Origin of the sequence: Vibrio frigidus, assembly GCF_042465995.1 — a bacterium.
In the GTDB taxonomy this organism is placed as follows: domain Bacteria; phylum Pseudomonadota; class Gammaproteobacteria; order Enterobacterales; family Vibrionaceae; genus Vibrio.
In genome coordinates, this window is the sequence record NZ_JBCDMC010000010.1 from 11,993 (window position 1) to 37,608 (window position 25,616).

Here is a 25,616-nt window from a genome sequence, read left to right on the forward strand (position 1 = left end):
ACGCTCTTCACCGACCATCTTTAAAAGCCTCGTCAATAGACGGGGCTTTTTTACATCGGTAGTGAGTGAAGCTTGGTAGCGCATCCGGTTTTGAAAAGAGTGGGACCAGAGGGTCGGGGGTTCGCCTCTCTCAACTTCCGCTCTTCACCGACCATCTTTAAAAGCCTCGTCAATGGACGGGGCTTTTTTACATCGGTAGTGAGTGAAGCTTGGTAGCGCATCCGGTTTTGAAAAGAGCGGGACCAGAGGTTCGGTTTTCTTGGTATTTTATGATGATGATTACCTTTAAAATTAGAAATTTAACTCGTGATAAGTGCCATATATTTTTGTTGTGGACACGTATTATTAAATTTGCTCTATTCATTTTGTTATCACGAAATATTTGCAATTTTTCCATTGCGGCCTCATAAACTGCTTTGTTTGGATATATTGGTGTTATGAGCTGCTTTTTTACTACATATTGGATTATGTTTCTTTTTTGTTATATTTTTATAGTTTTAAATATTTAAATAGATATGCATGAGCAAACAAACCTATATTTGTTATATTGAGGCAGTTCTAACGTTAAATGCTTTTAAATAAGGATTTTAGAGGTAATTGCAGAGTAATCGCATAATCCATAAATCGTTATAATTGTATAAAAAATGAATAATTATTGAATCTACGTGCTTTAAAAATGTCCGAATACGCGTTTTTATACTATATATGTTGCTTTTTAGTGAAATATTTGCCAAATTTGTCAGTTATTAGATTATCAGGGCATTATTCTGGTAATGAATGGAATCAATTTGCAGACAGGGCAGTTAGCGCCGTGGTCGAGGTCTGGTAATGTCGCTTTTAGAAGTTAAAAACCTTCGGATCGAGTATCCGTCAAGGCATGGTGTGCATGCAGCAGTAAAAGATCTATCGTTCAGTATTGAACGTGGTGAGATTGTTGGTGTTGTTGGTGAATCAGGTGCAGGTAAGTCCACGGTTGGTAACGGTGTTATTGATCTGTTGAGCCCTCCTGGCTTTATTGCGGGTGGTGATGTCTATCTCGATGGAGAGAAGATCTCCGGTTTAACCAATGAAGAAATGAGGAAGGTTCGAGGTTCAAAGATTGGGTTTATTTTTCAAGATCCAATGACCTCCCTTAATCCGCTATTTACGGTAGAGCATCAGCTCAAAGAGACGATTCATGCCAATATGAAGGTCTCGGATGCAGAAGCATACGAACGATCGTTATCCTTGATGAATCAAGTAGGGATTCCTCAGCCCGAGAATAGACTTAAACAATTTCCACATCAGTTTTCTGGTGGTATGCGTCAACGTGTTGTTATCGCGATTGCATTGGCAGGTGAGCCCGATCTTATTATTGCAGATGAGCCGACAACGGCTCTCGATGTCTCTATTCAAGACCAGATCCTAAGTCTAATTCGCGACCTGTGTGTTACTAACAATGTCGGTTGCATGCTAGTGACTCATGATATGGGTGTAGTATCAAATGTGACTGATAAAGTCGCGGTTATGTATCGTGGTGATTTAGTTGAGTTTGGTAAGACGGATAAAGTATTGGGCGATCCCGACCATTCTTATACTCGTAGCTTAATTTCTGCGGTTCCTCGCTCAGACAAAAAACTCGATCGTTTCCCATTGGTTAGTTATATCGAAGAGGCTGGTGAGATGGCGCCTCTCGATGTTAAAAACCATTGGTTAGGTCAAAGCCAAGATGAGAGACAATACACTGGACCTCTTCTTAACATAGAAAATGTAAACCTACGTTTTATTACCAAAGATTCTCTTTTTGAAAGTCGTCGAGAGTATGTTCAGGCTTCCAATGATGTCAGCTTTGAAGTTTTTGAAGGTGAGACGTTTGGTTTAGTGGGTGAGTCTGGTTCTGGTAAATCGACGATTGCTCGTATTATTGCTGGATTGTATAAACCGAACTCTGGCAAGGTTACCTTTGAAGGTATCGATCTAACGGGTTTAAAGTCAGAAAAAGAACGTAGACCAATGCGTCGTCAGATGCAGATGGTATTCCAAAATCCTTATACTTCAATGAATCCAAGGATGAAAATCTTTGACATTATTGCAGAACCTATCCGCTTCCATAAGCTGACTCGTAACGAAACCGAAACCAGAGAAATAGTTCATGACTTACTGGATCATGTTGGCCTAGGTAGAATGGCAGGTCTAAAATATCCACATGAATTTTCTGGTGGCCAACGTCAGCGTATTTCAATTGCTCGAGCATTAGCGACGAGACCTCGTTTGTTGATTTGTGACGAGCCTACGTCGGCACTTGATGTGTCGGTTCAAGCACAAATTCTTAACTTGCTGAAAGATCTGCAAGATGAATTAAATTTAACTATGCTATTTATCAGTCATGATTTACCAGTAATTCGTCAGATGTGTGATCGTATTGGTGTGATGCAAATGGGACAACTTTTAGAGGTCGCCCCAACAGAGCAATTATTTAATGATCCTCAGCATGAATATAGTAAACATCTAGTGGCTCTAATGCCGGAATTTACTGGGCTGAGAGAAGATATAGCGTGATTTTTTGTTAGTTGAGCTTCCGTTTTGCTTAACTAATGATTAAAGCTCTTGAGCGTTAACGCTCTAGAAGACAATAGATAGAAGCAAATACAATAAACAGGGATATGATTTCCCGCATAAGGAGTTATGCAATGAAAACCATTAAGACCAAATTAACAGTTGCTTTGATGGCCGCAGGCCTAAGTTTTAGTGCAGCTGCTGCAGATATTACCGTTGCTTACGATGCTGATCCGGTATCTCTTGACCCGCATGAGCAGTTATCCGGCGGTACACTGCAAATGTCTCACATGGTATTTGATCCTCTAGTTCGCTATACACAGAAGTTAGATTTTGAACCTCGTCTAGCAACTAGCTGGGAGCGTCAAAACGATACAACAGTTCGCTTTAACCTACGCAAAGGTGTTAAGTTCCATTCTGGCAATGAAATGACAGCTGATGATGTTGTTTGGACATTTAAGCGTCTTAAAGATTCTCCAGATTTCAAAGGTATTTTCACACCTTACAAGGAAATGGTTAAAGTTGACGAGTACACTGTTGATTTAGTTACTAATGGTCCATACCCGCTAGTACTTCAAACGGCTACTTACATTTTCCCAATGGATAGCAAGTTCTATTCAGGTCAAACAGCAGAAGGTTCAGACAAAGCTGAACTGGTTAAGCACGGTAGCTCATTTGCGTCTACAAACGTTTCAGGTACAGGTCCATTTGTCGTTACTTCTCGTGAGCAGGGCGTTAAAGTTGAGTTCTCTCGATTCAATGACTACTGGGATACAGAGTCGAAAGGTAATGTAGATAAGTTGACTCTCGTACCAATTAAAGAAGATGCGACACGTGTTGCTGCACTTCTTTCTGGTGACGTCGATATGATTGCTCCAGTAGCACCAAATGACCACAAACGTGTTCAAGATGCAGACGGTATCGACCTAGTGACGCTAGCAGGTACACGTATCATCACTTTCCAAATGAATCAAAGCAGCAACGAAGCACTGAAAGATGTGCGTGTTCGTCAAGCAATCGTTCATGCAATTAACAATGATGGTATTGTTAAAAAAATCATGAAAGGTTTCGCTACAACGGCTAGTCAACAAGGGCCTGAAGGTTACGCGGGTTATTCTGCTGATCTAATGCCTCGTTACGATCTTAAGAAAGCGAAAGCACTTATGAAAGAAGCGGGTTATGAAGATGGCTTTACGTTATCCATGATGGCTCCAAACAACCGTTATGTGAACGATGCTAAAGTTGCCCAAGCCGCTTCTGCGATGCTATCTAAGATTGGTATCAAGGTTGATCTTAAAACGATGCCTAAAGCACAATACTGGCCAGAGTTTGATGTATGTGCAGCAGATATGATGATGATCGGTTGGCACTCAGATACAGAAGATTCAGCTAACTTCTCTGAGTTCTTAACAATGACTCGCAATGAAGAGACAGGTCGTGGTCAGTATAACTGTGGTCATTACTCAAACGCAGACGTTGACCGTATGGTTGAAGAGTCAAACGTAGAAACAGACCCTGCAAAACGCGCGAAAATGCTACAACAAGTGGAAGCAACGCTTTATAACGAAGCGGCGTTTGTTCCTCTACATTGGCAGAACCTAGCGTGGGGTGCGAAATCTAATGTTGATATCGCTCCTATTGTTAACGCAATGAACTTCCCATACTTTGGCGACCTAGAAGTTAAATAAGTATGAGAATTAGGTGTGTCGTTCTATTCTCATGTCAGTAGCACTCAATTACTAACGTAAACGGTGCGATTGTTTTGAAGTAGGATGACATGCCAGCGTCCGAACGTGTTATTTGGTGGTAATTAGCTTTGTGGTACTCAACCTTATTTCAGTCGGGTTGAGTACCATTTTTAAACTGAAGACTGACTGAAAGACTTCTTTTCGAAGAATATAATGGAATATTAAGGGGCAAGGGATGTTTTCGTTTCTGGTCAAGCGCCTGTATCAGGCACTGATAGTGATGTTTGTGATCAGTTTAGTGGCATTTGCCATCCAAGATAACTTGGGAGACCCGTTGCGTGAACTGGTTGGCCAGTCTGTTTCGGAATCGGAACGTCAAGCTTTGCGTGATGATCTGGGATTAAATGATCCGTTTTTTACTAAATACGCTCGCTTTGTAGGTAATGCTATACAAGGTGATTTCGGCACATCTTATTTTTATAAAAAACCAGCCGCTGACGTAATATTGAATAAATTAGTGGCAACACTGGAGTTGGTTTTTGGTGCGGCATTAATTATTGTACTCATGTCGATACCACTCGGTGTTTATTCTGCTATACATCCCAAAAGCATACTGACAAAAATGGTAATGGCATTCAGTAGTATTGGTATATCGATACCGGTGTTTCTTACGGCAATTATGTTGATGTATGTATTCTCTATTGAGTTGGGTTGGCTACCTTCTTACGGTAGGGGTGAAACCATGAACCTACTTGGTTGGGAGTCTGGGTACTTTACACTTGATGGTTTAGCGCACCTAGTTTTACCTTGTGTTTCATTGGCATCGATTATGCTGCCATTATTCATCCGTTTAGTCCGTTCTGAAATGCTTGAAGTCTTGAGCTCTGAATATATTAAATTTGGTCGAGCTAAAGGGTTATCTTCAAAGAAAATTTATTATCAACATGCCCTTAAAAATACAATGTTGCCAGTATTAACGGTTGGCGGTGTTCAGATTGGTACCATGGTGGCGTATACCATTCTTACGGAAACCGTATTTCAGTGGCCTGGAACGGGGTTCCTTTTCTTAGAGGCAATTAACCGCGTAGATACACCGTTAATTACCGCATATGTAATTTTTGTAGGTTTGGTATTCGTGGTGACAAATACAATTGTTGACCTTATGTATGGTCTGATTAACCCGACTGTTAACTTAACTGGCAAAGGAGCATGATAATGGAACAATCTAATGTTGTCCCAAGCCGTTGGGAGCGTTTCAAGCAGTCTGATTTTCTGTATTATTTCTTGCGTGACAAAGTAGCGATGTTTAGTTTTGCCGTATTTATGGTATTTCTAATGATGTCGATAGCCGCGCCGTTATTAGCGCCGATGGACCCATACGATTTAACGTCTATCGATATTATGGATTCTGAGCTTCCTCCTTCTTGGATGGAAAATGGTGATTCTAAGTTTGTGTTGGGTACCGATGAGCAAGGGCGTGATATCTTATCCACCATGCTTTACGGTTCGCGACTTTCTCTTACTATCGGTTTTTTCGCCGTAGGATTGCAGTTATTTCTAGGCATTATTATAGGGTTGTCTGCAGGCTATTTTGGTGGTCGTATTGATAGCTTCTTAATGCGTTTTGCTGATGTACAGCTTTCTTTTTCAACCATGATGGTTGCGATAATCGTATCGGCAATATTTAAGGCGAGTTTTGGTAGTGATTTTTATAGTCAATATGCGGTCTTAATGTTGGTGGTGATTATCGGTATTGCAGAATGGCCGCAGTACGCTCGAACTATTCGAGCCTCTGTTCTAGCAGAGAAGAATAAAGAGTATGTAGAAGCTGCACGAGTGATGGGTTTTCGATCACCTCGAATTATGTTCCGTCATATTCTACCGAACTGCCTATCACCTATTTTGGTTATCTCAACGGTTCAGGTTGCAAATGCAATCATGTCAGAAGCGGCTCTTTCCTTCTTAGGATTAGGTCTACCGGTTGATCAACCCTCTTTAGGTGCACTAATTAGTATCGGCTTTAATTACATTTTCTCTGGTGCGTGGTGGATTACTGCATTCCCAGGTTTTGTATTAGTGACACTTGTTTTAGTGATTAATTTGCTCGGAGACTGGTTAAGAGACGTATTTAATCCTAAAATTTACAAAGGGTGATCCAAAACGATTGATCTCTAACCATAAAAGTTCCTAAACTAAGAGTCGCTATTATTGCGACTCTTTTTTTTAGAGCGTATCGGTATCAAGTAGGCAATATGATGAATATAGAGATAACAATATGAGTATGATTTCTGCTAGAAAACTGGTGGTTATGGTTTTTTGTTTAAGCTTGGCTATTCCATCTCTAGTGAGCGCCGCTGATGACGAGTATATCTGTGAGGCAAAACAGAACTCAAAGAGTGAATTACCGGTTCTTTCGCAAGATTGTCCTGTCGGTAATGGAGTATGGGGTTCTGATCCTGTTGTTGATGACGGATTATTTTGGATTCAATGTGGGTTCTTTAGTGAGGCTCAAACGATCAGCCAAGCGCAGCCGATATACAAGGTGGTATCCACAGATGTATGGGTAAAACCTGAGAAGAAAGGTTATCGTTGTCTGGTGGGGCCGTATGAACAATATTCTGTTGCACAAGCGGATCTGGTTAATTTAAAAAAGCTGAATTCGTATAAAGAATCTTTTATTCGTAATGCAACCTCAACTAAAGAGACAAAAACAACGACTACAGCACAACCAGCGACAAAAAAGACGTTACCAAAAGCACCCGCACCAACCGCTAAAAAACTTCCCGTTTCGGCAGCTCTAGCGCCTGTGGCGGCTAATTCTATTGAATCGGCACCCATGTCTAAAAAAGCCCCCAAAGCGGCAGAGAAGAGCATTAAGACATCTGAAACCGTCGTTGCTCGTAGAGATGTGAAAATTGGTGACAAATATTATGCTATTCCATTTTTAATGGACGGGTATGATCAGTTCTATATGGAGTACGGTATTGCGTGGAATCGCCTAAACTATGAACGTGCAATGGAAGTTTGTGAGTCTCAGCAAATGAGTTTGCCTACCGCGGATGAATGGAAGTTGTTGATAAATTCTCAAGTAATGAGTAAAAAACAATGGCCACTGCATTTGCCGTATTGGGGAATGGATAAGCAAGGGCTATTTACTAGCGGTAAAGTAACGCAACTTACAGGAACATCGTTGTTGAATGTGGTTTGTGTAAAGTAAAGATATTAAAAAGGCTCTAATCGGAGAGATTAAAGCCTTTATAATAGTAGCCGTTCGTTACGTCATCGTAACGAACTCTTCTGAACCCGTTGGATGTATCGCTACAACACTATCGAAATCGGCTTTGGTTGCGCCCATTTTGATCGCAACCGCAAAACCTTGAATCATTTCGTCTACAGTGAAGCCAATACCATGTAAGCCGACAACTTTCTCGTCGTCTCCCGCGCAGACTAATTTCATCTTGCAAGGTTGACGATGTTGAGTTATCGCCGTGTACATTGCTGTAAAACCTGACTGATAAACAGTAACGTTCTCTTTACCATATTGAGCAATCGCCTCAGGTTCAGTAATCCCAATGGTGCCAATCGGTGGGTGACTGAATACCACGGTAGGGACAAGATCGTAATCCATTTTTGCCGTTGGCTTATTGTTAAACAGACGCTCAGATAATTGACGACCAGCTTTAACGGCTACAGGGGTTAGTTCAATACCACCTTCCATAATGTCACCAACACAATAAATGCCTTTCACATTGGTTTCTTGGTACTCATCAACTTTGATGTAACCGCGGTCGTTAAGTGCAACACCAGTCACGTCTAAGTTGATTGTATCCGTTGCTGGGTGGCGGCCAATCGCCCAAATTAAGGTATCAACATTGTGTGCTTTACCGTTTTCCAAGTGCAGGGTTAAGCTGCCATCGGCTTCTTTTACAATCTCTTTAGGGATGGATTGAGTATGTAAAGTAGGGCCTTCTTGCGCCATTACTTCAACCAACGTTTCTATAATCATTGGGTCAAAGCTGCGGATAGGGGATTGTTTGCGAACAAATAGATCCGTTTTTGACCCTAGTGCGTGCAAAACACCTGCAATTTCTACCGCTATGTAGCCAGCACCAATCACCGCAACACGCTTTGGTTGCTCTTTCAGTTCGAAGAAGCCATTTGAATCAATACCATACTCGGCACCAGGGATGCTTGGAATGCTTGGACGACCGCCAACCGCGACGAGAATATGTTCTGCGGTATAAAGCTCGCCGTTTACTTCAATGGTTTTTTGGTCGATAAACTTAGCGAAACCTTTGATCACTTCAATTTTGTTTTTGCCAAGTACATTATCATAAGATTGGTGAATTCGGCCGATATACGCTTGACGGTTCTCAACTAATTTACCCCAGTTAAGCGCTTTAGCCTCAACATCAAAACCATAGTCTTTTGCATACAAATGTATTGCTTCAGCCACCTGAGCGCCATGCCACATTACTTTTTTAGGTACACAGCCAACGTTTACGCACGTTCCACCAAGGTCTTTTGCTTCAATCAATGCAACTTTAGCGCCATGCATAGCCGCACGATTAGCAGAAGCTATACCGCCACTACCGCCACCGATACAGATGTAGTCAAATTCTTTCGCCATTATGTTCTCCAATCTTTTTTTGATTTTCTCAATGTTTCTATAGTAGACCTAACATAAAGAGCATGCGAGCAAGCTCTTCAATGGAATTATCATTAGATATATCTAATATATATATGGGGACCTTTTACTCAGGTACAATCCAATTCACTTTACAATGACCGGTAATCGGCGCAATAGCTTCTTTTAAAAATGGGAGAATTTTTTCCATCTGGCTTTCCAATTTCCAAGGAGGGTTAATAACTATCATGCCAGATGCGGTCATACCACGTTCGTTTGTGTCTGGTGATACCCCAAGCTCGATCTGAAGAATATTTTTAATGCCAAGAGACTCTAACCCTTTAAACATATCTTCAATGTCAAATCGATTTACCACAGGATACCAAATGGCGTATATCCCATTTGCCCATCGCTTATGGCTTTGAGCAACAGCTTTAACGACATCGCGATACTCTTTCGCCAGTTCGTAAGGTGGATCAATTAAGACTAAACCACGTCGCTCTTTGGGTGGTAAGCTGCCTTTTAGGCGCTGAAAACCGTCTTCTTTGTATATTTTCACTTGGCGATCTCGGTGGAATTCTTGTTCTAACAAAGGATAATCACTTGGATGAAGTTCCGTTAGAATCATTCTATCTTGTGGCCTCAGTTGAGCGCGAGCTATCCTTGGTGAACCAGGATAATAACGGAGTTCATTGTTATCATTAAGAATACGGATAGCGTCTAAATAACTTTGAATCTCCTCAGGATTTGAATCTTGTTGCCAAATTCGAGATATACCTTGTTTATATTCACTGGTTTTTTCAGACCATTCATGAGTAAGATCGTAACGACCAACACCAGAGTGTGTATCGTGATAGACAAAAGGCTTCTCTTTTTGTTTTAGAGAATCAAGAATAAGGCTCTGTACTATGTGTTTTAGTACATCTGCGTGATTTCCAGCATGGAAACTGTGTCTGTAACTTAACAAATTAGGCTCTCTGTATGCGCATGAGTGTGATAAACAATATATTTTCAAACCTTTTCATTATACGCCACTATTGAAAATTCTATAAGCCGCCTACATTTAGATATAAAGATTTTATAAAGGAACAACGTATGTCCAACCCACTTTTAGATTTTACTGACCTACCACCATTCTCTGAGATAAGTCCAGAGTATGTAAAGCCAGCTGTAGAGCAAGCTATAGCGGATTGCAGAATCAAAATAGAGCAAGTTCTTGACGGTAACAGTAATCCAACCTGGGAGACGATTTGTGATCCTTTAGCTGAGGTGGACGACAAACTAAGTAGAATTTGGTCTCCAGTTAGCCACATGAATTCTGTAGTCAATAGCCAAGAGCTTCGAGAAGCTTATGAAAGCTGTCTACCATTGTTATCAGAATATGGTACATGGGTTGGTCAGCATAAAGGGCTTTATGAAGCGTACAAAGCGATTAAAGCGAGCCCAGTATTCGATAATATGACGCAAGCTCAGAAGAAAAGCATTACCGATGCATTGCTTGATTTTGAGCTGTCAGGCATCGGCCTACCTGCGAATGAACAGCATCGTTATGGTGAAATTAGCAAGCGAATGTCCGAATTAGGTTCTCAGTTTTCTAATAATGTTCTTGATGCAACAATGGGTTGGACAAAGCACATTACTGAAGAGTCAGATCTGAAAGGAATGCCAGAATCGGCAATGGATGCAGCAAGAGCAACGGCAGAGTCAAAAGAGTTAGATGGTTGGGTGTTAACCCTAGACATTCCATCTTATCTTCCGGTACTGACATACTGCGATAATCAAGAGCTTCGCCGAGAAATGTATGAAGCGTATGTTACTCGAGCTTCAGACCGAGGGCCGATGGCAGGGAAATGGGACAATACAGACGTTATGGCTGAACAGCTCAAGCTTCGTCATGAAATTTCTCGATTGCTAGGGTTTGCTACATACAGTGAAAAATCATTGGCCACTAAAATGGCGGAGACACCAGCACAAGTCCTCGGTTTTTTGAATGATTTGGCAGTAAAAGTGAAACCTCAAGGTGAAAAAGAGGTTCGTGAACTGACGGAGTTTGCAAAAAAAGAATTTGGTGTGACCGATCTTAATCTTTGGGATATTGCCTATTACAGTGAAAAACAAAAGCAACATTTATTCCAAATATCTGATGAAGAATTGCGTCCTTACTTTCCCGAATCTAAAGCCGTAAGTGGATTGTTTGAGGTACTAAAGCGCGTATTTGGCATGACTGTTTTAGAGAAAGAGGGCATAGATACTTGGCATCAATCGGTTCGGTTTTTTGATATCTTTGATGGAAATAATACGCTGCGCGGTAGTTTCTACCTTGACCTCTATGCTCGTGAAAATAAACGGGGTGGGGCGTGGATGGATGAATGTCGTGTTAGGCGTACGACCACAAGTGGCGAACTACAAACACCAGTGGCTTATTTGACATGTAACTTTAATAAGCCAGTAGGAGACAAGCCCGCTCTCTTCACCCATGATGAGGTTGTCACATTGTTCCATGAGTTTGGGCATGGTATTCACCATATGTTGACTCAGATTGATGTCTCTGCTGTCTCCGGGATAAATGGTGTGCCTTGGGATGCTGTTGAGTTGCCTAGTCAATTCTTGGAAAATTGGTGTTGGGAAGAAGAAGCATTGGAATTTATTTCAGGTCATTATGAGACAGGCGCTTCATTACCAACGGAGATGCTAGAGAAAATGTTGGCCGCTAAAAATTTCCAGTCGGCAATATTTATTCTTCGTCAGCTAGAATTTGGTTTGTTTGATTTTACGTTGCATACTGAATTCGACCCCGAAATAGGCCCTCGAGTTCTCGAAACGTTGGCCCAAGTGAAGAGTAAAGTAGCGGTATTACCAAGCCTAGAATGGAATCGCTTCTCACATGCATTTAGTCATATTTTTGCTGGTGGTTATAGCGCAGGATATTACAGCTATCTTTGGGCTGAGGTGCTTAGCTCTGATGCTTTCTCTCGTTTTGAAGAAGAAGGGATATTTAATCAAGAAACGGGTAAAAGCTTCCTTAACAATATTCTTGAAATGGGTGGCAGTGAAGAGCCAATGGAATTGTTTAAGCGCTTTAGAGGTCGAGAGCCTAAAATAGATGCATTGTTAAGGCATTCAGGTATCAGCGAGTAAAATAGCCTCGGAAGGTCAACAAACTTTAGGTACTCGCTCTCAATCTCTTCAATATGAGAAACGAGTACCTTTACTTAGGACCGTAATTATCGTTATGGAATCACATTCCGATTGATTGGGTTCTGAAGTGATATTAATGTTTCAGTCGATTGCACTTCGTCTATAGCCTGAAGCTTATCAATCAAAACATATTGTAGTTCTTCAATGGAGTGGCACATTAGCTTTACGAAGATATTGTATGCCCCTGTTGTATAATAAGCCTCTACGACTTCATCCAATGCGTTCAATTTTTTTAGGGCTGAATGATAGTCTCGAGCGGCATTTAGATTAATACCAATGAAACAGCACACGTCGTAACCCAGTTTTTTTGGGTTAATAATAACCTCCGTCCCTTCAATAATTTCTGCGGCCTTCATCTTTTCTATTCGTACATGAATCGTTGCAGGGCTTACATCAAATTTCTTTGCCATTTCAGCATATGGTCGCCGTGCATCTTCTAATAATATTTTTAAGATAGCTCGGTCTAAGTCATCGAGGCGAGTGTTAGTGTGCATTGAAGTAGGCAACCAGTCTAAGAATGTGGGTAACAAGAGTATATTTTATTCAATTGAGTGTTACTATTGTTTTGATTTTTATTTAAATTATCGCGTGTGTGAAGGACAAAAGTTGCAGTGAGAATTCTTATACTACTGATCTTGATTTTCAGCGTTTCAACTAACGCTAAAGAGAAAGATGTCCTTGTTATACACTCTTATCATCAAGGGTTTTTATGGTCTGACGATTTTCAAGGTGGCCTAGAATACATCCTTACCAAAAACAAAATCCCCAATCGGGTTGTTTATTTAGACACAAAACGACACCAATCAAAAAAATATTTAGATCAACTTGCTCAACTGTATACCGTTAAGCTTCAAAATGAGGAGTTCAAAGCAATTATCGTTGTTGATAATTATGCATTGAATTTGATGAATAGCCTTGGTCATATGTTAGGTGATACCCCAATAATATTTAGCGGTATTAATGGTTATAAGACGAATTTACATTCCAATTTAAATGCGACTGGCGTGGTCTCTCGGGTAGAAATACAAGGCAATATTGAATTAATAAAAAGGTTGCAACCTAACGTAAACAAAATTTATGTCATCACCGGCCTATCGGTTACAGGGGAGGGGGTTCGAGATACGGTCAATCAATATCTAGACGAGTCCCCCAGTCATAGAGAATTGGTCGAACATTATGTTCCAGCAGACTACGAGTCCTTGAAAGCTTTTTTAGCTAAAGTCCCTAAAAATAGCGCGATTCTTTATTGGGGCTTTTTTAAAGATGAGTTGAACATTCATAACGACCAGGAAATTCGTGAAAAGATTGATGAGTATTCAGCTGTTCCGGTTTATGTCTTTCATGATTCGATATTCGGTTATGGGACCGTTGGCGGTGTTCTTCATAACGGTGACTCTCAGGGGAGATCCGCGGGTCTATTACTCGTCGACATGTTAGCTAACATGTCAGGTAATATCCCATCAGTCAGACTGGCGACACCGACCATTGAACTCGATTACGACGCAATTCAAAAGTGGGGGCTTAATATAAGCCAAGAGAACACGGTTGCGAATTTTATTAACGAGCCTAAAGACGACTACCAATGGGTTCAAGTTGTCATCACCATCTTTTTGTTGATGGCTACCGTCATAATGGCGCTCCTGTATTATCTTCGCCGTTTAAGTAATAGTGAAGCCAAGGCTCGTGAGAGCCAATATTTACTCGAGTCAGTTATAGAACAAAGCCATCAATATATTGCTATCCTCGATAAATACGGCAGAGTTTTGACCAGTAATAATAAATTTCATGAATTAGTTTTTGATCAAGGATTACCTATTGATAAACCGATATGGCATTTCAATGGGTGGGAAGATAAAGGTGCTAAGAAGCTTGGCCAGTTCTTTGAATCTAACTTGGAACTGAATTCAACTCGATTCGAGATTGAAGCGCTTTGTAAGGGCTCAGGATGTATTTTACTCGATGTCGTTCTTAATCAGTTGCCAGAGGAGTCTGGTGTTGAATCACAATACCTATTTGAAGCAAACGACATCACTATGGGGAAATTGGCTCAGCAGAAATTGATTGAGCGTGAGTCCACCATGCGGATCTATTATGAACAACAACCGGTCATGATGTTGACACTAGATGAAAACTACCGAATTCAGGCGCTTAATAAATTTGCACAAGAGTTATTAGGCTATAAAGAGCTAGAAATATTAGGCCATCGTTTGAAGGATTTTTATGCAGATGAAGGCACATTACCAGCGAAGCAACTGCTGCTTAATCGAGAACATGAAATTAATGGCGTGTGGCGAAGAGAAGCTCGATATCGACATAAAGATGGCTCGGTATTATGGATTAGAGAAAATATTCGTCCACTCGATCATTTTGGTAAGTTGCTGATGGTCGGCGAGGATATTACCGAGATTCATATTTTGACCGAGCAATTGGAGTATCAAGCTCGCTATGACTTGCTCACCGAAACATTCAACAGAAATCATTTTGAATTAGAACTAGAAAAGTCTTTGAAAGAAGTAAGTGATCACTTACGTACACACGCAATGCTTTATTTAGACCTTGATCAATTGAAGGTACTTAATGATACCGCTGGACATGAAGCAGGTGATGCTGCGATCAAGTTCTCTGCAATGGTGGTTGAGTCTGTTTTACCATATAACTCTATATTGTCTAGAATGGGTGGTGATGAATTTGCGGTACTATTAAGAGACTGCACGCAAACCGATGCTCAAAATATTGCCAAAGCCATTATCAATGAACTTAGCATCAATACATTCCAGTGGGACGACATATCACTCAATATTACGTGTTCTATTGGAATTCGATTGATCGATCATACTGCCGATTCTCCTCAAATGGTTCATGCTCAAGCGGATACGGCGTGTCATGCAGCTAAAGATGAAGGTCGGAATAGATTTCATCTTTACCTTCAAGATGATGAAGAGTTGCGTCGACGTCAACTTGAGATGGAGTGTGTTAATTTGGTTCATGAGGCGTTGGCGAATAATCGATTGGAGCTATTTGCACAGACAATCCTAGCGCTTGAAGAGTCAAGTGATGCCCTGAAGATGCACTTTGAAATATTAGTCCGAATAAAAAGTGCTAATGGCGAGTATATTTCGCCAGGAATCTTCATGCCAGCCTCAGAAAAATACAATGTGGCACACCTTATTGATAAAGCTGTTGTGACCCAAACCCTGGCGTGGTTGGAGTCCAATATAACCGACTATGATAAGTTAGGGCTTTGCTCTATTAATTTATCGGGGCAGTCGATAGGGAACAGAGAATTTGTACATTTCTTGCTGGAAACGATTGAACATAGCTCGGTACCTAGCCACAAACTTTGTCTCGAAATTACAGAAACAGCCGCAATGGGCAACATGGATCGTGCCATTAATCTGTTTACTCAGATCAAACAGCGAGGCTGCCTGATCGCACTGGATGATTTTGGTTCTGGTTTGTCGTCCTTTGGGTACCTAAAAAAATTACCTGTGGATATCGTTAAGATAGATGGTTTATTTGTTCGTGATATGGATACAAATGAGACGGATTTTATTATGGTCCGCGCTATCAATGATTTAGCTAAACAAATGGGTAAGAAAACAGTTGCTGAGTTTGTAGAAAATACCGCGATTATTGATAGGCTTCTTGAGTTAGGAGTTGACTATGCGCAAGGCTATATCGTTAGTAAACCTAAGCCATTAGCCGAATTAGTAGCCGAACTGCAACAGATTCAGTAAAATACCGCCACTAAACCTATCCCTATATGGAGTGCTTTTGCGCCTGCAACTGATCTGTGAAGAAAACATAGATACCAATCGGCTTGAACGTATTGCTCAAACGTGGTCATTGCAACACGATGATCAGAGTAGTTTCGCGTTGGTTTTAAGCTCGGAAAGACTAGAGCTCAGAAAAATAGATGAGCCAAAATTAGGTGCGATCTACGTCGATCTAGTGGGCGGTCCCGTTGGACACCGGAGAAAATTTGGTGGCGGTAAAGGTCAGTCTATTGCAAAAGCTGCAGGGTTAAATAAAGGCGTGATACCAAGTGTGTTGGACGCAACTGCAGGGCTAGGTAGAGATGCGTTTGTACTTGCATCTCTTGGCTGTAAAGTGCAGATGATAGAGCGAAACCCAGTCGTCGCCGCTCTGCTGGATGATGGCTTAGAAAGAGCAAAACAAGATCCAGAAATAGGCGCATGGGTTTCAGAAAGAATGTCGCTATTGCATGCATCTAGCCATGATGCATTGGAGATAATATCTAAAGATCAAAACTTCCTGCGACCAGACGTTGTCTACCTCGATCCTATGTACCCTCATCCGGAGGGAAAAAAGTCGGCATTAGTTAAAAAAGAGATGCGTGTATTCCAATCGCTCGTCGGAGCCGATCTAGATGCTGATGGCTTATTTGAGCCCGCTATGCAGCTTGCCAAAAAACGCGTAATAGTGAAAAGGCCTGATTATGCCGATTGGCTCAATCAACAAAAACCAAGTATGGCAATTAAAACCAAGAAAAACCGTTTCGATGTATATGTAAAAGAATCAATGACATAATTAATTAAAGGAAATTTTTTATTGCATCAAGAAACAAATGAGACTATATCTAATTAATAATCATTCTCAAAAAAGAATGAGCCGATAGTGTCAGTTGGAGTCATTAAATGACAAAGCGTTTATGCAAGTTGAATCGCAGAGAAATATCCGAAGGGTTAGGCGAGATTTATTCTCTTGTCAGTGATGCCAAATATCTTTGTCGTTCGTGTGCTCGTTCTTCTCAAGACAGTTCTCAACTCTGCAAACCGACGGCTATTCCTCCTCACGCTTGTTTATCCAAAAGTAAGGAAGAGAAACAGCAATGTGTCGTATTAGCGGATACGTTACCAATCCCAGCACTCCCTGTTGAGATGCGCGGTGAAGTGACAAAAAAAGAGATCAAAAAGGCTAAAAAACAGGCCAAAAAGCAGAAAAAATACGTTAAGAAAATGGCGAGTATTTTGGATAAACAGAATAAACTATTAAGAAAACAGAAAAGAATTGAAGAACAGTTTGCAAAATTTAATACTTTTCATAATGAAATAAACCTCAAGTCCGCCCTTCACTAAACCTTCTTTTCACTGATTAGATAAGACGTGTCGACCTTGTTTGTTAAGGCCGACATCGCTTGATGTCGTTTAAGTTAATTTGCATCATCTTGAAGCGATTATTAATGATAAGAAAAAGCTACTTTTCGCTTAATGATGGTCTCGTTTATCAGTAGAGAGAACAGGATGATAGCGCCCCCCAGCATGAGTCTAAGCATGTCTGCGTCACGATTCCAAATCAGTATGTTTACCACCAACCCTGCGGGTACCAAAACATTATTCATGACCGCAAGGGCACCTGCGTTGACCATACATGCCCCTTTGTTCCATAAAAAATAACCTAATCCAGAAGCGATTAAACCTAGATAGGTTAGGATACCCCACTGAGTCATGGTCGTTGGTAGCCTGTCTGTGTTGCCAAATAGAACAAAAGCGATAACGGCCACACAGACAGCGCCTAAATAAAAATAACCGAATACAGTGTGTTGGGGGAGCGTTACCTCCTCTTTTTCCATTATCACTTTATAACCTACCTGACCAATAGCAAAGCATAGGTTTGCACCTTGAACGACGAGGAACCCTTGTAAAAAATTCTCGTTAACCCCAGAGAATTTAATGACCACGGCACCTGAAACCGCGATGATTGCCGTAATAAGATACCAAGGTGAGAAACGACCTTTCAGCAAATCATATACCAGCGTGACATAAATGGGTGTAAAGACAGTAAAAAGCAATACTTCAGGGACAGAGAGCAGTAAGAAAGACTGATAGTAAAAACAGTACATTAGTCCTAGCTGTATGCCGCCTACTGTCATGAGTTTGAGGATGAGTGATTTTGGAATATTTCGAAATTTTAAAAAAGGTAGAAAAACCAGAGCAGCCAGAACAACGCGCATCAATACAGAGAACCAAGAGTCAACTTGGCCAGCAAGATAAACGCCAATCAAACTAAATGAAAAAGCCCATAATAGGGTCACTGCAGAAAGGTACAACATGTCTTATTTTACCGAATGAATGTTTGAACCTGCAGTGTACCCCAATTTAATGGCTAAATTAATCGTCATGCAAAGGAACGACCAACATATCAACCGGAACGCTATTTAGTAGCTGCTTAGTTGAAGATAGTATGACACTCCAAAAATCTTGGTGATGTCCGCAAATGACCAAATCGACGTCCTTTTTATCAATCGTTTCCTTTAGTTCATACCCTAAATCGCCACTTCCGACTAAAGTATGTTTAATCGGCATTTTAGCTTGCTCTGCAAGTAATTTAAGCTGCGCTAACGACTCTTCCATGGCGTGATTTTGTGTTTCAGACAAATTTATATCAATGAGACCAGTGTAGATTTCGGCATAATTCACATCAATATGAATAAATGAAACTTCTGCGCCTAACGGTTGGGCTAACGCGACGGCTTTTTCAATCAGAATATGGCTTTCTTTGCTAAGGTCAATAGCGACCAAAATATGCTTATAGCTCATAGTGCTATCTCCATTTAAAGGGCTTACCTTTTAAGCCTAGCATCTAATTTCAAAAAAAATTGTCGTTGTGATCTCATATCCTTATCTGTTTTATTCGCCTTATCCCGTAAGGTATTTTGCTTCATGGTATAGTTAAGGGTAACCTAAAGTGATTCTGAGAAAACTTTGTTGTAATACTAAAGTTTTAAAGCGATATAAATGAACCTAAAAGGGAGTCTTCATGCTATCTCAAACAATGATCGAACAATTAAATGAGCAAATTAACCTAGAATTTTTCTCATCCAATCTATACTTACAAATGAGTGCTTGGTGTGAAGATAAAGGTTTTGAAGGTGCAGCAGTATTTCTAAGGCGTCATGCAGTAGAAGAAATGGAACATATGCAGCGCTTATTTACCTATGTTAGCGAAACAGGAGCGATGCCAATTTTAGGGACGATTGAAGCGCCTAAGTATGATTTCAAAAGTCTTGGAGAGGTCTTTCGTGAAACCTATGAACATGAGCAGATGATTACAGAAAGAATCAACAAGTTGGCTCATGGTGCATTTATAGCACAAGATTACTCAACGTTTAATTTCTTACAGTGGTACGTTGCTGAACAGCATGAAGAAGAGAAACTGTTTAAAGGGATTTTGGATAAGCTAGAACTTGTCGGTGAAGATGGAAAGGCTTTGTTCTTCATAGATAAAGACCTAGCTGCAATGGCAAAAGAAGGTTCATCTTCCGTTATGGAAGCCGGTGCAGCGGAGTAATTTGCTGCAAAAGAAAAGATAGATTCAATCATCTTTTCCTTTCGGCTTCTTAGGAGGTGTAGGGAGGAAAAGATGATCAGTGGAGACACTATAATATTCACTCTTATGCTTATTGTGAGCATAAACTTAGCGCGCTATTTGACTGCATTGCGGTCGTTAATCTATGTCATGCGAGAAGCGCATCCGTTACTTTATCAACAGGTAGATGGCGGTGGTTTCTTTACAACCCATGGCAATGTAATGAAACAGGTTCGTCTTTTTCATTACCTTAAAGATAAGGAATTTGTGAACCATCACGATCCTGTCTTTATGAGTAAGTGCACAAAAGTGAGAGAGCTGTTTATTTTATTTGTTGTTTTGATTGCGGTCACTTTGTTTGCATCGTTTTTGGTTTGATCGGCAAGAATAAGCGGGGCAATTGAGGTGAAGACCTTAATGGTTAAAAGCTTATAAATTTGCAAGATCGCAAAGAATAGCTAAAATGTTTCTCAATTTGAGGATGTACGATATCGTGCATCCTTTTTATTTTCTAAAAAGGTTAAACGGCGTGGTAACTAAGGTAGATGTGGTCATCGTTGGAGCCGGCGCAGCCGGGCTTATGTGCGCAATTGAAGCAGGTAAACGAGGACGAAAAGTACTGGTGCTTGATCATGCGAAAAAACCGGGTCGTAAAATTCTCATTTCTGGTGGCGGTAAGTGTAATTTTACCAATTATGATGTGTCATCGAATCACTTTGTGTGTAAAAACCCTCACTTTGTCAAATCCTCACTTTCGCAATACACCAATTGGGATTTTATCGCCTTAGTTTCTAAGCATGACATCGAGTTTGAAGAACGCGAACATGGGCAACTTTTTTGTATGGACTCTGCCAAGCAGATAGTGACCATGTTGTTAGATGAGTGCAAAGAAGTTGCGGTTAATTATCGATATCAAGTGGATACCCACTCTATCGAAAAAATAGAGAATGGTTTTTCTCTGTATGCCAATACGGAACAGATTGAGTGTGAGTCATTGGTGGTTGCAACTGGAGGGCTTTCAATGCCTAAGTTAGGAGCGACACCATTTGGTTACAAGATTGCAGAGCAGTTTGACCTCTCCGTTGTTCAAACCTCAGCTGGTTTAGTGCCATTTACGTTACACAAAGAAGATAAAGAAGACCTTGCCGATCTTTCGGGTATCGCTATTCCTACAGAAATAATAACGGCAGATGGAACCGCGTTCAAAGAAGCGCTTTTGTTTACACATAGAGGCTTGTCAGGTCCTGCGGTGTTGCAGATCTCGTCTTATTGGAAAGCCGGACAGGCAATAACGATTAACCTTGTCCCTGAAACGGATGTTGAGGCACTTTTATCTATATCCAAAGAAAAACACCCAAACCAAAGTCTGAAAAATACCTTGGCTAAGGTTCTGCCAAAGCGTCTCGTCGAAACCTTGATTGATAGAAAAGAGCTGGTAGACAAACCGTTAAAACAGGTAAGTGACAAAGAATTACAAAACACCGTACTGGCGTTAGAGAATTGGCAGATAAAACCAAACGGTACAGAAGGCTATAGAACAGCCGAAGTAACCCTTGGTGGCGTAGATACTGACCATATTTCTTCCAAAACGATGCAAGCAAAAGAGACCCAAGGGCTTTACTTTATTGGCGAGGTGCTTGATGTATCCGGTTGGTTGGGAGGCTATAACTTCCAATTCGCATGGAGCAGTGGATTTGTTGCAGGGCAATGGGTGTAATGCTGTGTAGGTAAAATAAAGTTTGCCAAGTTCAATTAAATATTGCCCCAATATAGCTTAATGTAAAATAAAGTTTGCCAAAATTAATTGGTAAATCTACGCTTTCAGTAATAATGATTACTGGAACTGATTATGGCTCGAAGCTTTGAACGTTACGAAGATTACAGGCGTCACCTCAGGAATAAATGGGGTCAAGGTGAAGGATGCCAATATAAGCCTTGGTTTACGACAAGGGACGTTAAAGGTCCTGAAGCTTTTAGAACTGAGGTTTTTGGCCTAAAAACAGGAAGAGTTCACCACTTTCTCTCTTCTAAAGAAACTCAACTCTTCTATATTCTCGAATATCGTGATGATGTCATCGATATTCGAGAACAGTTTCCATTGATCCCTTTGGAGATAACTCAAAAGATTGCAAGAACACTTGGTATTGAACATCCAATGGTTAAGAAAACGGGTATTCCGTTCATCATGACCACCGACATTTTGGTAACGGTGAAAAATGATTCCGGAGAATCATACTTAGCTTTTTGCGTAAAACCTGAAGATAAATTAGACGACCCCCGAGTTCTTGAGAAAATTGAGATTGAGAGAGTCTGGTGGGAGTTGTTAGGTATTCCTTTTCAGGTTTTTACAGGAAACAATAAGACAGAATTTCTAAGTCGAAATTTATCATGGGTAACAGACCCTCTTCGATCAAGTACTCAATATGAAATTGCTAAGTTTATTGATCCAGCATTAGCCCTCCTATCTCCTGGCAAATATTTAAAGTCAGATATTTGCGATAGCTTTGTGAACACTTTTGATATTGATAGCGTTGATGCTTTAAATATTCTCAGAATACTAATATCTAAAAAGCTCATCTCTGTTGATTTTGCAGTCCTACTCGAAACATCTCCGATCATTACGATTGATCACATTTCATTAAAGGTGAGGAGGGTTGTTGGTGACGATTGAAATGAATAGTATCTGGGATTTTAAAGGTGTCGAAGGATTTAGAAACGGTACATACAGAGTTCTTAAGATAGAAGGTAACATATCGGCACTTATGGTGTTTAACCTTGAAGAAACATCAAAAATCCTCCGACCTTCTTTGCTTCTAATTGATGATTTCGATGCACTTTCCAAACAGAAAAAGATCAAAAAGACAATTTATGAACTTAATCCCTACTTGCTTGTTGATGAAGAGAAAATCAGTGGAAAACATAAGAAAATAAGAGATAGTAGGTACCTGAAAATTAAAGAGTTGATTAAAAATGATTCACTTATTTTTGATTTATCTACAAAACGTAAAATCCCAGAGATTTCCACGCAAGCGAGGGAGTATGGTACTGATAACAAGACAATATATAGGCTACTCAATTTATATTGGAAGTATGGACAAACAAAAAATGCTTTGCTTCCTGCATATAGTTTAAGCGGCGGGAAAGGTAAAATAAGACAAGTTGTAAATAATAGTCTTGGAACCCGCACTGTGTCACGCACAGGACTGTTTCAATCACCTCTGTCGTACATTGTAAAGACACCAGATCGCATAGTTTTCGAAAAGGTGTTAAAGAAATATCACTTAAAGTCTAATGGACTTAACTTAAAAGAAACCTATAAAAACTTACTAAGATTGCACTACAAGTTTGAGATCTTAGATGCTCATTACTTAGATACGATTCCGGGTGTACCTAGTTATAGGCAGTTCGTTAATTGGTCAAAAAAAATCTTCGATCAGGATATAGTCATTAGATCTAGAACAAGTGAGACTGAATATTTAAGAAACAAAAGAGCTGTAGAAGCTAGTATCACGGATAAAACCCCAGTACCCGGTAGTTGCTTTGAGATAGATGCAACCGTTGCTGATGTTCATATTGTTTCTGAGTTACGTAGAAATCATGTAATAGGCAGACCAACAATTTACTCAATTATTGACCGTGCTAGCCGAATGATTGTTGGGTTTCACGTTTCTTTATATAATGCTTCATGGAAGGCGGCTCGACAGGCTTTAGTCAATGCTTTCTCACCAAAAACTGATTATTGCCAGCAGTTTGGTGTTGGGATCAATAAAGAAGGTTGGCCATGTTCACACCTTCCCCAACGATTGATTTGTGACAATGGAGAAATGGTTGGGTTAAAACCACAAGAGCTCGTTGTACCTCTGACTGAATTGCAAATAGCCCCTCCTTATAGACCCGATTGTAAAAGTCTAGTAGAAAGGCGTTTTGGCTACTTGAATGATAAGTCTATACACCGCCTTTTGGGAAGCAGTCGTGGTGGTAAAATAGTTAGAGGTAGTCCAGATCCTCGAAAAAGTGCTGTTTATACATTGCGAGAAGTGACATCACTATTGCTTAAAGATGTGTTAGAACACAATAGTGAAATTTTTGATGATCTGGCTCTAACTAGTCGACTATTAATTGAGAATGACCTTGCTCCTACCCCTATAAATTATTGGAATATTCATTTATCAAATCATAAGCACGCTCTTAAAACGGCAGGCATCGATGAAATAAACGCACGATTATTGCCCTCAGAAGATGTATCAATGACACGTAGTGGAGTTTTATTTAATGGAATGTATTATTCCTGTCAGCGTATTCGTGATGAGAATTTAGCTGCGATCGCTAGAAATCATGGACGCTCTAGACTTGAAGCTAGGGTTAACTACGATAATACTTCATATATTTATGTAAGGTTAAAGGAAAATGAAGGCTTTACTCGTTGCGATATTTTGGAAAGGAGTAAAGAGTTCAAGGGTATACCTCTTGCTGAAGTGTATTACTTGAAAGACTGGCTAGATGATAAGAAGCGTAGGCAACCTGTCACAACTTCTTCAATTTATAACTTAACTCTTAAAGAAAACCTTCAGAAGAGTGTGCTTAGCTTGGCAAAACAAGCACCTAAGCTAAAGACAAAGGGTGAGCGAACCCAAAACGTAAAACAAAGACGGTGTAATGAGTTAGAGTTAATGGAAACTAAGGTACAGCAAAAACTGTCGCCATCTGAACGGTTGAAAGATGAGATAGAAATTGATGGTCGAAGCTTTTCCAACCAAGTGACTAAGCTACCGAGAAGAAAGAAGTGAAGAATATCATGCGATGGGAACAAGCCAACTACAAAAAGGCAATTTTGCCTGAGCACCAAGGAAACCCCTTAATCGAATCTCTTCCGCCAAAGGTCGAAGATAACGATGTTATCGATAAATTTTGCAATTATCCAGAGTTGGCATTTCATGTTCGCAGCTCTTTGGATTTCTTGGTAAGGGAAGAGTACCTTGCTCGAATAGATGAATTACGCCAGCCATTACCCGAGTATATTGATTGTTTCAGAGCGGTTGAAAGGGCAATAAAGTCAGGTTATTCAACTAAGAATCCGTTCACACCCAGTACAGCACAGTATCTTCATTATCCGGTTGATGATCGGCCTAACATTAAGCCGAGAACGGGTTATTTTGTTCCAAAAGGAAAGGGAATTACATTAATTGGAGATAGTGGTGTCGGTAAGACCAGCATGTTAGAGCAAGTTCTTAATTATTTTCCACATGTGATTGAGCATCATGACTATAAAGGGAAAGCACTCGGTTTCAAATATCAAGTTGTGTGGATAAAAGTAGATTGTCCTAGAAATTCTAGTGTTCGAGAGCTTTGTGAAGAAATATTGTTTGATTTGGATTCTGCGACGCGGCAAGAACGAACAACACCGGAGACAACAATCTCTAAGCTACTCATTCAAATTGAACAGAAAATCAAGTCCAGCCACTTAGGAATATTGGTTATTGATGAAATGCAAAACCTACAATTCAAGAGAACTGGTGGTGAAAATAATCTCTTGAAGTTTTTGCATCACCTAGTTAATAAACTTGGTGTCTCGTTATTTTTTTGTGCTAACCCCCCATTTGATGATTCGCTTGCATTGACGCTTAAAAATGCGCGTCGAGCTGAAAGTGGTGGTACGATCTTCATGAAGCCTCTTCAACGTCATGAGCTCGGCTGGGAAGCTTTTGTTGCCGAACTGTGGGACTTACAATGGACCAATGTAGAAACTCTGCTAAGTGATGAGTTGAATGATAAAATGTACGATCTCTCATTAGGAAATATTGACATGGCTTGTCGTATTTATTGTGAAGCTCAACGATTAGTCATTGGTACAGGCGATGAGAGCATAACCATTGCGGTATTAGAGTGTGCTTATCCCATTGCATGTTCGTTATCATCCAGAACTAGTGAAGTGATAGAAGCTAGGCATAGTCTAGTATTGCCAACTAGAAAATTTAAGGATAAATCGGCTGTAGCAATTGTTAATGTGAGAACTAAAAAAACACTAATTATTGGTGATTATAATAGACCACATCATCCAGAATTTGAGGTTAGATTACGTGATTTGCACTTAAAGGAGAGACTTCTAGAATTGATAGAAGATCCTGACTTGGTTCAGCGAGGCTTTAAACATATGAGGGACGTTGGTGTGATATGTGACGACCCGTTCACGTTTAAAGAGAGACTAAATGAAGGTGTTGTCATGTACAGACGTGAGTAGA

General features: G+C 40.3%; 20 protein-coding genes. 15 read left to right on the forward strand and 5 right to left on the reverse strand.

Features of this window, described 5'->3' with window-relative positions; genetic code table 11:
• The first annotated feature begins 828 nt into the window (after window positions 1-828).
• From AACW90_RS17000 to AACW90_RS17020, 5 genes are all read left to right on the forward strand, one after another.
• A complete protein-coding gene (locus tag AACW90_RS17000; RefSeq protein WP_390236824.1) occupies window positions 829-2,538 on the forward strand; it encodes a dipeptide ABC transporter ATP-binding protein in 1,710 nt (569 codons plus the stop codon).
• A 131-nt stretch (window positions 2,539-2,669) separates the two neighbouring features.
• On the forward strand, window positions 2,670-4,223 hold the full coding sequence (locus tag AACW90_RS17005; protein WP_275135232.1) for an ABC transporter substrate-binding protein: 1,554 nt from the start codon (window positions 2,670-2,672) through the stop codon (window positions 4,221-4,223).
• A gap of 235 nt (window positions 4,224-4,458) precedes the next feature.
• The gene (locus tag AACW90_RS17010) at window positions 4,459-5,436 is read left to right on the forward strand and encodes an ABC transporter permease (RefSeq protein WP_390236826.1); all 978 of its coding nucleotides are present in this window, start codon (window positions 4,459-4,461) and stop codon (window positions 5,434-5,436) included.
• A gap of 2 nt (window positions 5,437-5,438) precedes the next feature.
• On the forward strand, window positions 5,439-6,377 hold the full coding sequence (locus AACW90_RS17015) for an ABC transporter permease (protein ID WP_195704782.1): 939 nt from the start codon (window positions 5,439-5,441) through the stop codon (window positions 6,375-6,377).
• A gap of 121 nt (window positions 6,378-6,498) precedes the next feature.
• The gene (locus AACW90_RS17020) at window positions 6,499-7,440 is read left to right on the forward strand and encodes an SPOR domain-containing protein (protein WP_390236828.1); all 942 of its coding nucleotides are present in this window, start codon (window positions 6,499-6,501) and stop codon (window positions 7,438-7,440) included.
• A 57-nt stretch (window positions 7,441-7,497) separates the two neighbouring features.
• On the opposite strand, the gene gorA is transcribed toward AACW90_RS17020, so the two are convergent.
• Window positions 7,498-8,853: a glutathione-disulfide reductase gene (gene gorA / locus AACW90_RS17025; RefSeq protein ID WP_390236830.1), complete on the reverse strand. Its 1,356-nt coding sequence runs from the start codon at window positions 8,851-8,853 to the stop codon at window positions 7,498-7,500.
• Between the two features lie 124 nt (window positions 8,854-8,977).
• Entirely contained in the window at window positions 8,978-9,817 is an 840-nt protein-coding gene (locus AACW90_RS17030) for a 23S rRNA (adenine(2030)-N(6))-methyltransferase RlmJ (RefSeq protein ID WP_390236832.1), read from the reverse strand.
• 128 nt (window positions 9,818-9,945) lie between these two features.
• Between AACW90_RS17030 and prlC the strand changes: the two genes are divergently transcribed.
• Complete coding sequence (gene prlC / locus AACW90_RS17035; RefSeq protein WP_390236834.1) at window positions 9,946-11,988, forward strand: oligopeptidase A; 2,043 nt, start codon at window positions 9,946-9,948, stop codon at window positions 11,986-11,988.
• 92 nt (window positions 11,989-12,080) lie between these two features.
• Here the strand turns inward: prlC and asnC are convergent, their stop codons facing one another.
• On the reverse strand, window positions 12,081-12,542 hold the full coding sequence (gene asnC, locus AACW90_RS17040; RefSeq protein ID WP_195704787.1) for a transcriptional regulator AsnC: 462 nt from the start codon (window positions 12,540-12,542) through the stop codon (window positions 12,081-12,083).
• A gap of 141 nt (window positions 12,543-12,683) precedes the next feature.
• On the opposite strand from asnC, the gene AACW90_RS17045 reads away from it, so the two are divergent.
• The 3 genes from AACW90_RS17045 to AACW90_RS17055 all read left to right on the forward strand — a co-directional run bounded on the left by AACW90_RS17045 (window position 12,684) and on the right by AACW90_RS17055 (window position 17,147).
• Window positions 12,684-15,785 carry an EAL domain-containing protein gene (locus tag AACW90_RS17045; protein ID WP_390237060.1) on the forward strand — a complete coding sequence of 1,034 codons (3,102 nt, stop codon included), beginning with the start codon at window positions 12,684-12,686 and terminating at the stop codon, window positions 15,783-15,785.
• Window positions 15,786-15,822: 37 nt separating this feature from the next.
• Entirely contained in the window at window positions 15,823-16,599 is a 777-nt protein-coding gene (locus tag AACW90_RS17050) for a class I SAM-dependent methyltransferase (protein ID WP_390236836.1), read from the forward strand.
• Window positions 16,600-16,706: 107 nt separating this feature from the next.
• Window positions 16,707-17,147 carry a hypothetical protein gene (locus AACW90_RS17055; protein WP_390236837.1) on the forward strand — a complete coding sequence of 147 codons (441 nt, stop codon included), beginning with the start codon at window positions 16,707-16,709 and terminating at the stop codon, window positions 17,145-17,147.
• Between the two features lie 101 nt (window positions 17,148-17,248).
• Here the strand turns inward: AACW90_RS17055 and AACW90_RS17060 are convergent, their stop codons facing one another.
• Both AACW90_RS17060 and AACW90_RS17065 read right to left on the reverse strand, forming a co-directional pair.
• Window positions 17,249-18,121 (reverse strand): carboxylate/amino acid/amine transporter, encoded by an 873-nt coding sequence (locus AACW90_RS17060; RefSeq protein WP_390236839.1) that lies wholly within the window; start codon window positions 18,119-18,121, stop codon window positions 17,249-17,251.
• Between the two features lie 58 nt (window positions 18,122-18,179).
• Window positions 18,180-18,608, reverse strand: a complete 429-nt coding sequence (locus AACW90_RS17065; protein WP_195704792.1) for a universal stress protein — start codon at window positions 18,606-18,608, stop codon at window positions 18,180-18,182.
• Between the two features lie 220 nt (window positions 18,609-18,828).
• Here AACW90_RS17065 and ftnA point away from each other — a divergent pair, with 220 nt between their 5' ends.
• From ftnA to AACW90_RS17095, 6 genes are all read left to right on the forward strand, one after another.
• The gene (gene ftnA, locus AACW90_RS17070; protein ID WP_195704793.1) at window positions 18,829-19,359 is read left to right on the forward strand and encodes a non-heme ferritin; all 531 of its coding nucleotides are present in this window, start codon (window positions 18,829-18,831) and stop codon (window positions 19,357-19,359) included.
• Window positions 19,360-19,431: 72 nt separating this feature from the next.
• Window positions 19,432-19,755 carry a universal stress protein UspB gene (gene uspB, locus AACW90_RS17075; protein WP_195704794.1) on the forward strand — a complete coding sequence of 108 codons (324 nt, stop codon included), beginning with the start codon at window positions 19,432-19,434 and terminating at the stop codon, window positions 19,753-19,755.
• A gap of 151 nt (window positions 19,756-19,906) precedes the next feature.
• The gene (locus AACW90_RS17080; RefSeq protein WP_390236842.1) at window positions 19,907-21,094 is read left to right on the forward strand and encodes a BaiN/RdsA family NAD(P)/FAD-dependent oxidoreductase; all 1,188 of its coding nucleotides are present in this window, start codon (window positions 19,907-19,909) and stop codon (window positions 21,092-21,094) included.
• A gap of 132 nt (window positions 21,095-21,226) precedes the next feature.
• Window positions 21,227-22,048: a TnsA endonuclease N-terminal domain-containing protein gene (locus tag AACW90_RS17085; protein WP_390236844.1), complete on the forward strand. Its 822-nt coding sequence runs from the start codon at window positions 21,227-21,229 to the stop codon at window positions 22,046-22,048.
• Entirely contained in the window at window positions 22,038-24,164 is a 2,127-nt protein-coding gene (locus AACW90_RS17090; protein WP_390236846.1) for a TnsB C-terminal domain-containing protein, read from the forward strand. The genes AACW90_RS17085 and AACW90_RS17090 overlap by 11 nt, the downstream gene beginning before the upstream one ends.
• A complete protein-coding gene (locus AACW90_RS17095; RefSeq protein ID WP_390236847.1) occupies window positions 24,161-25,615 on the forward strand; it encodes an ATP-binding protein in 1,455 nt (484 codons plus the stop codon). Before AACW90_RS17090 ends, AACW90_RS17095 begins: the two co-directional genes overlap by 4 nt.
• Window position 25,616 lies beyond the last annotated feature (1 nt).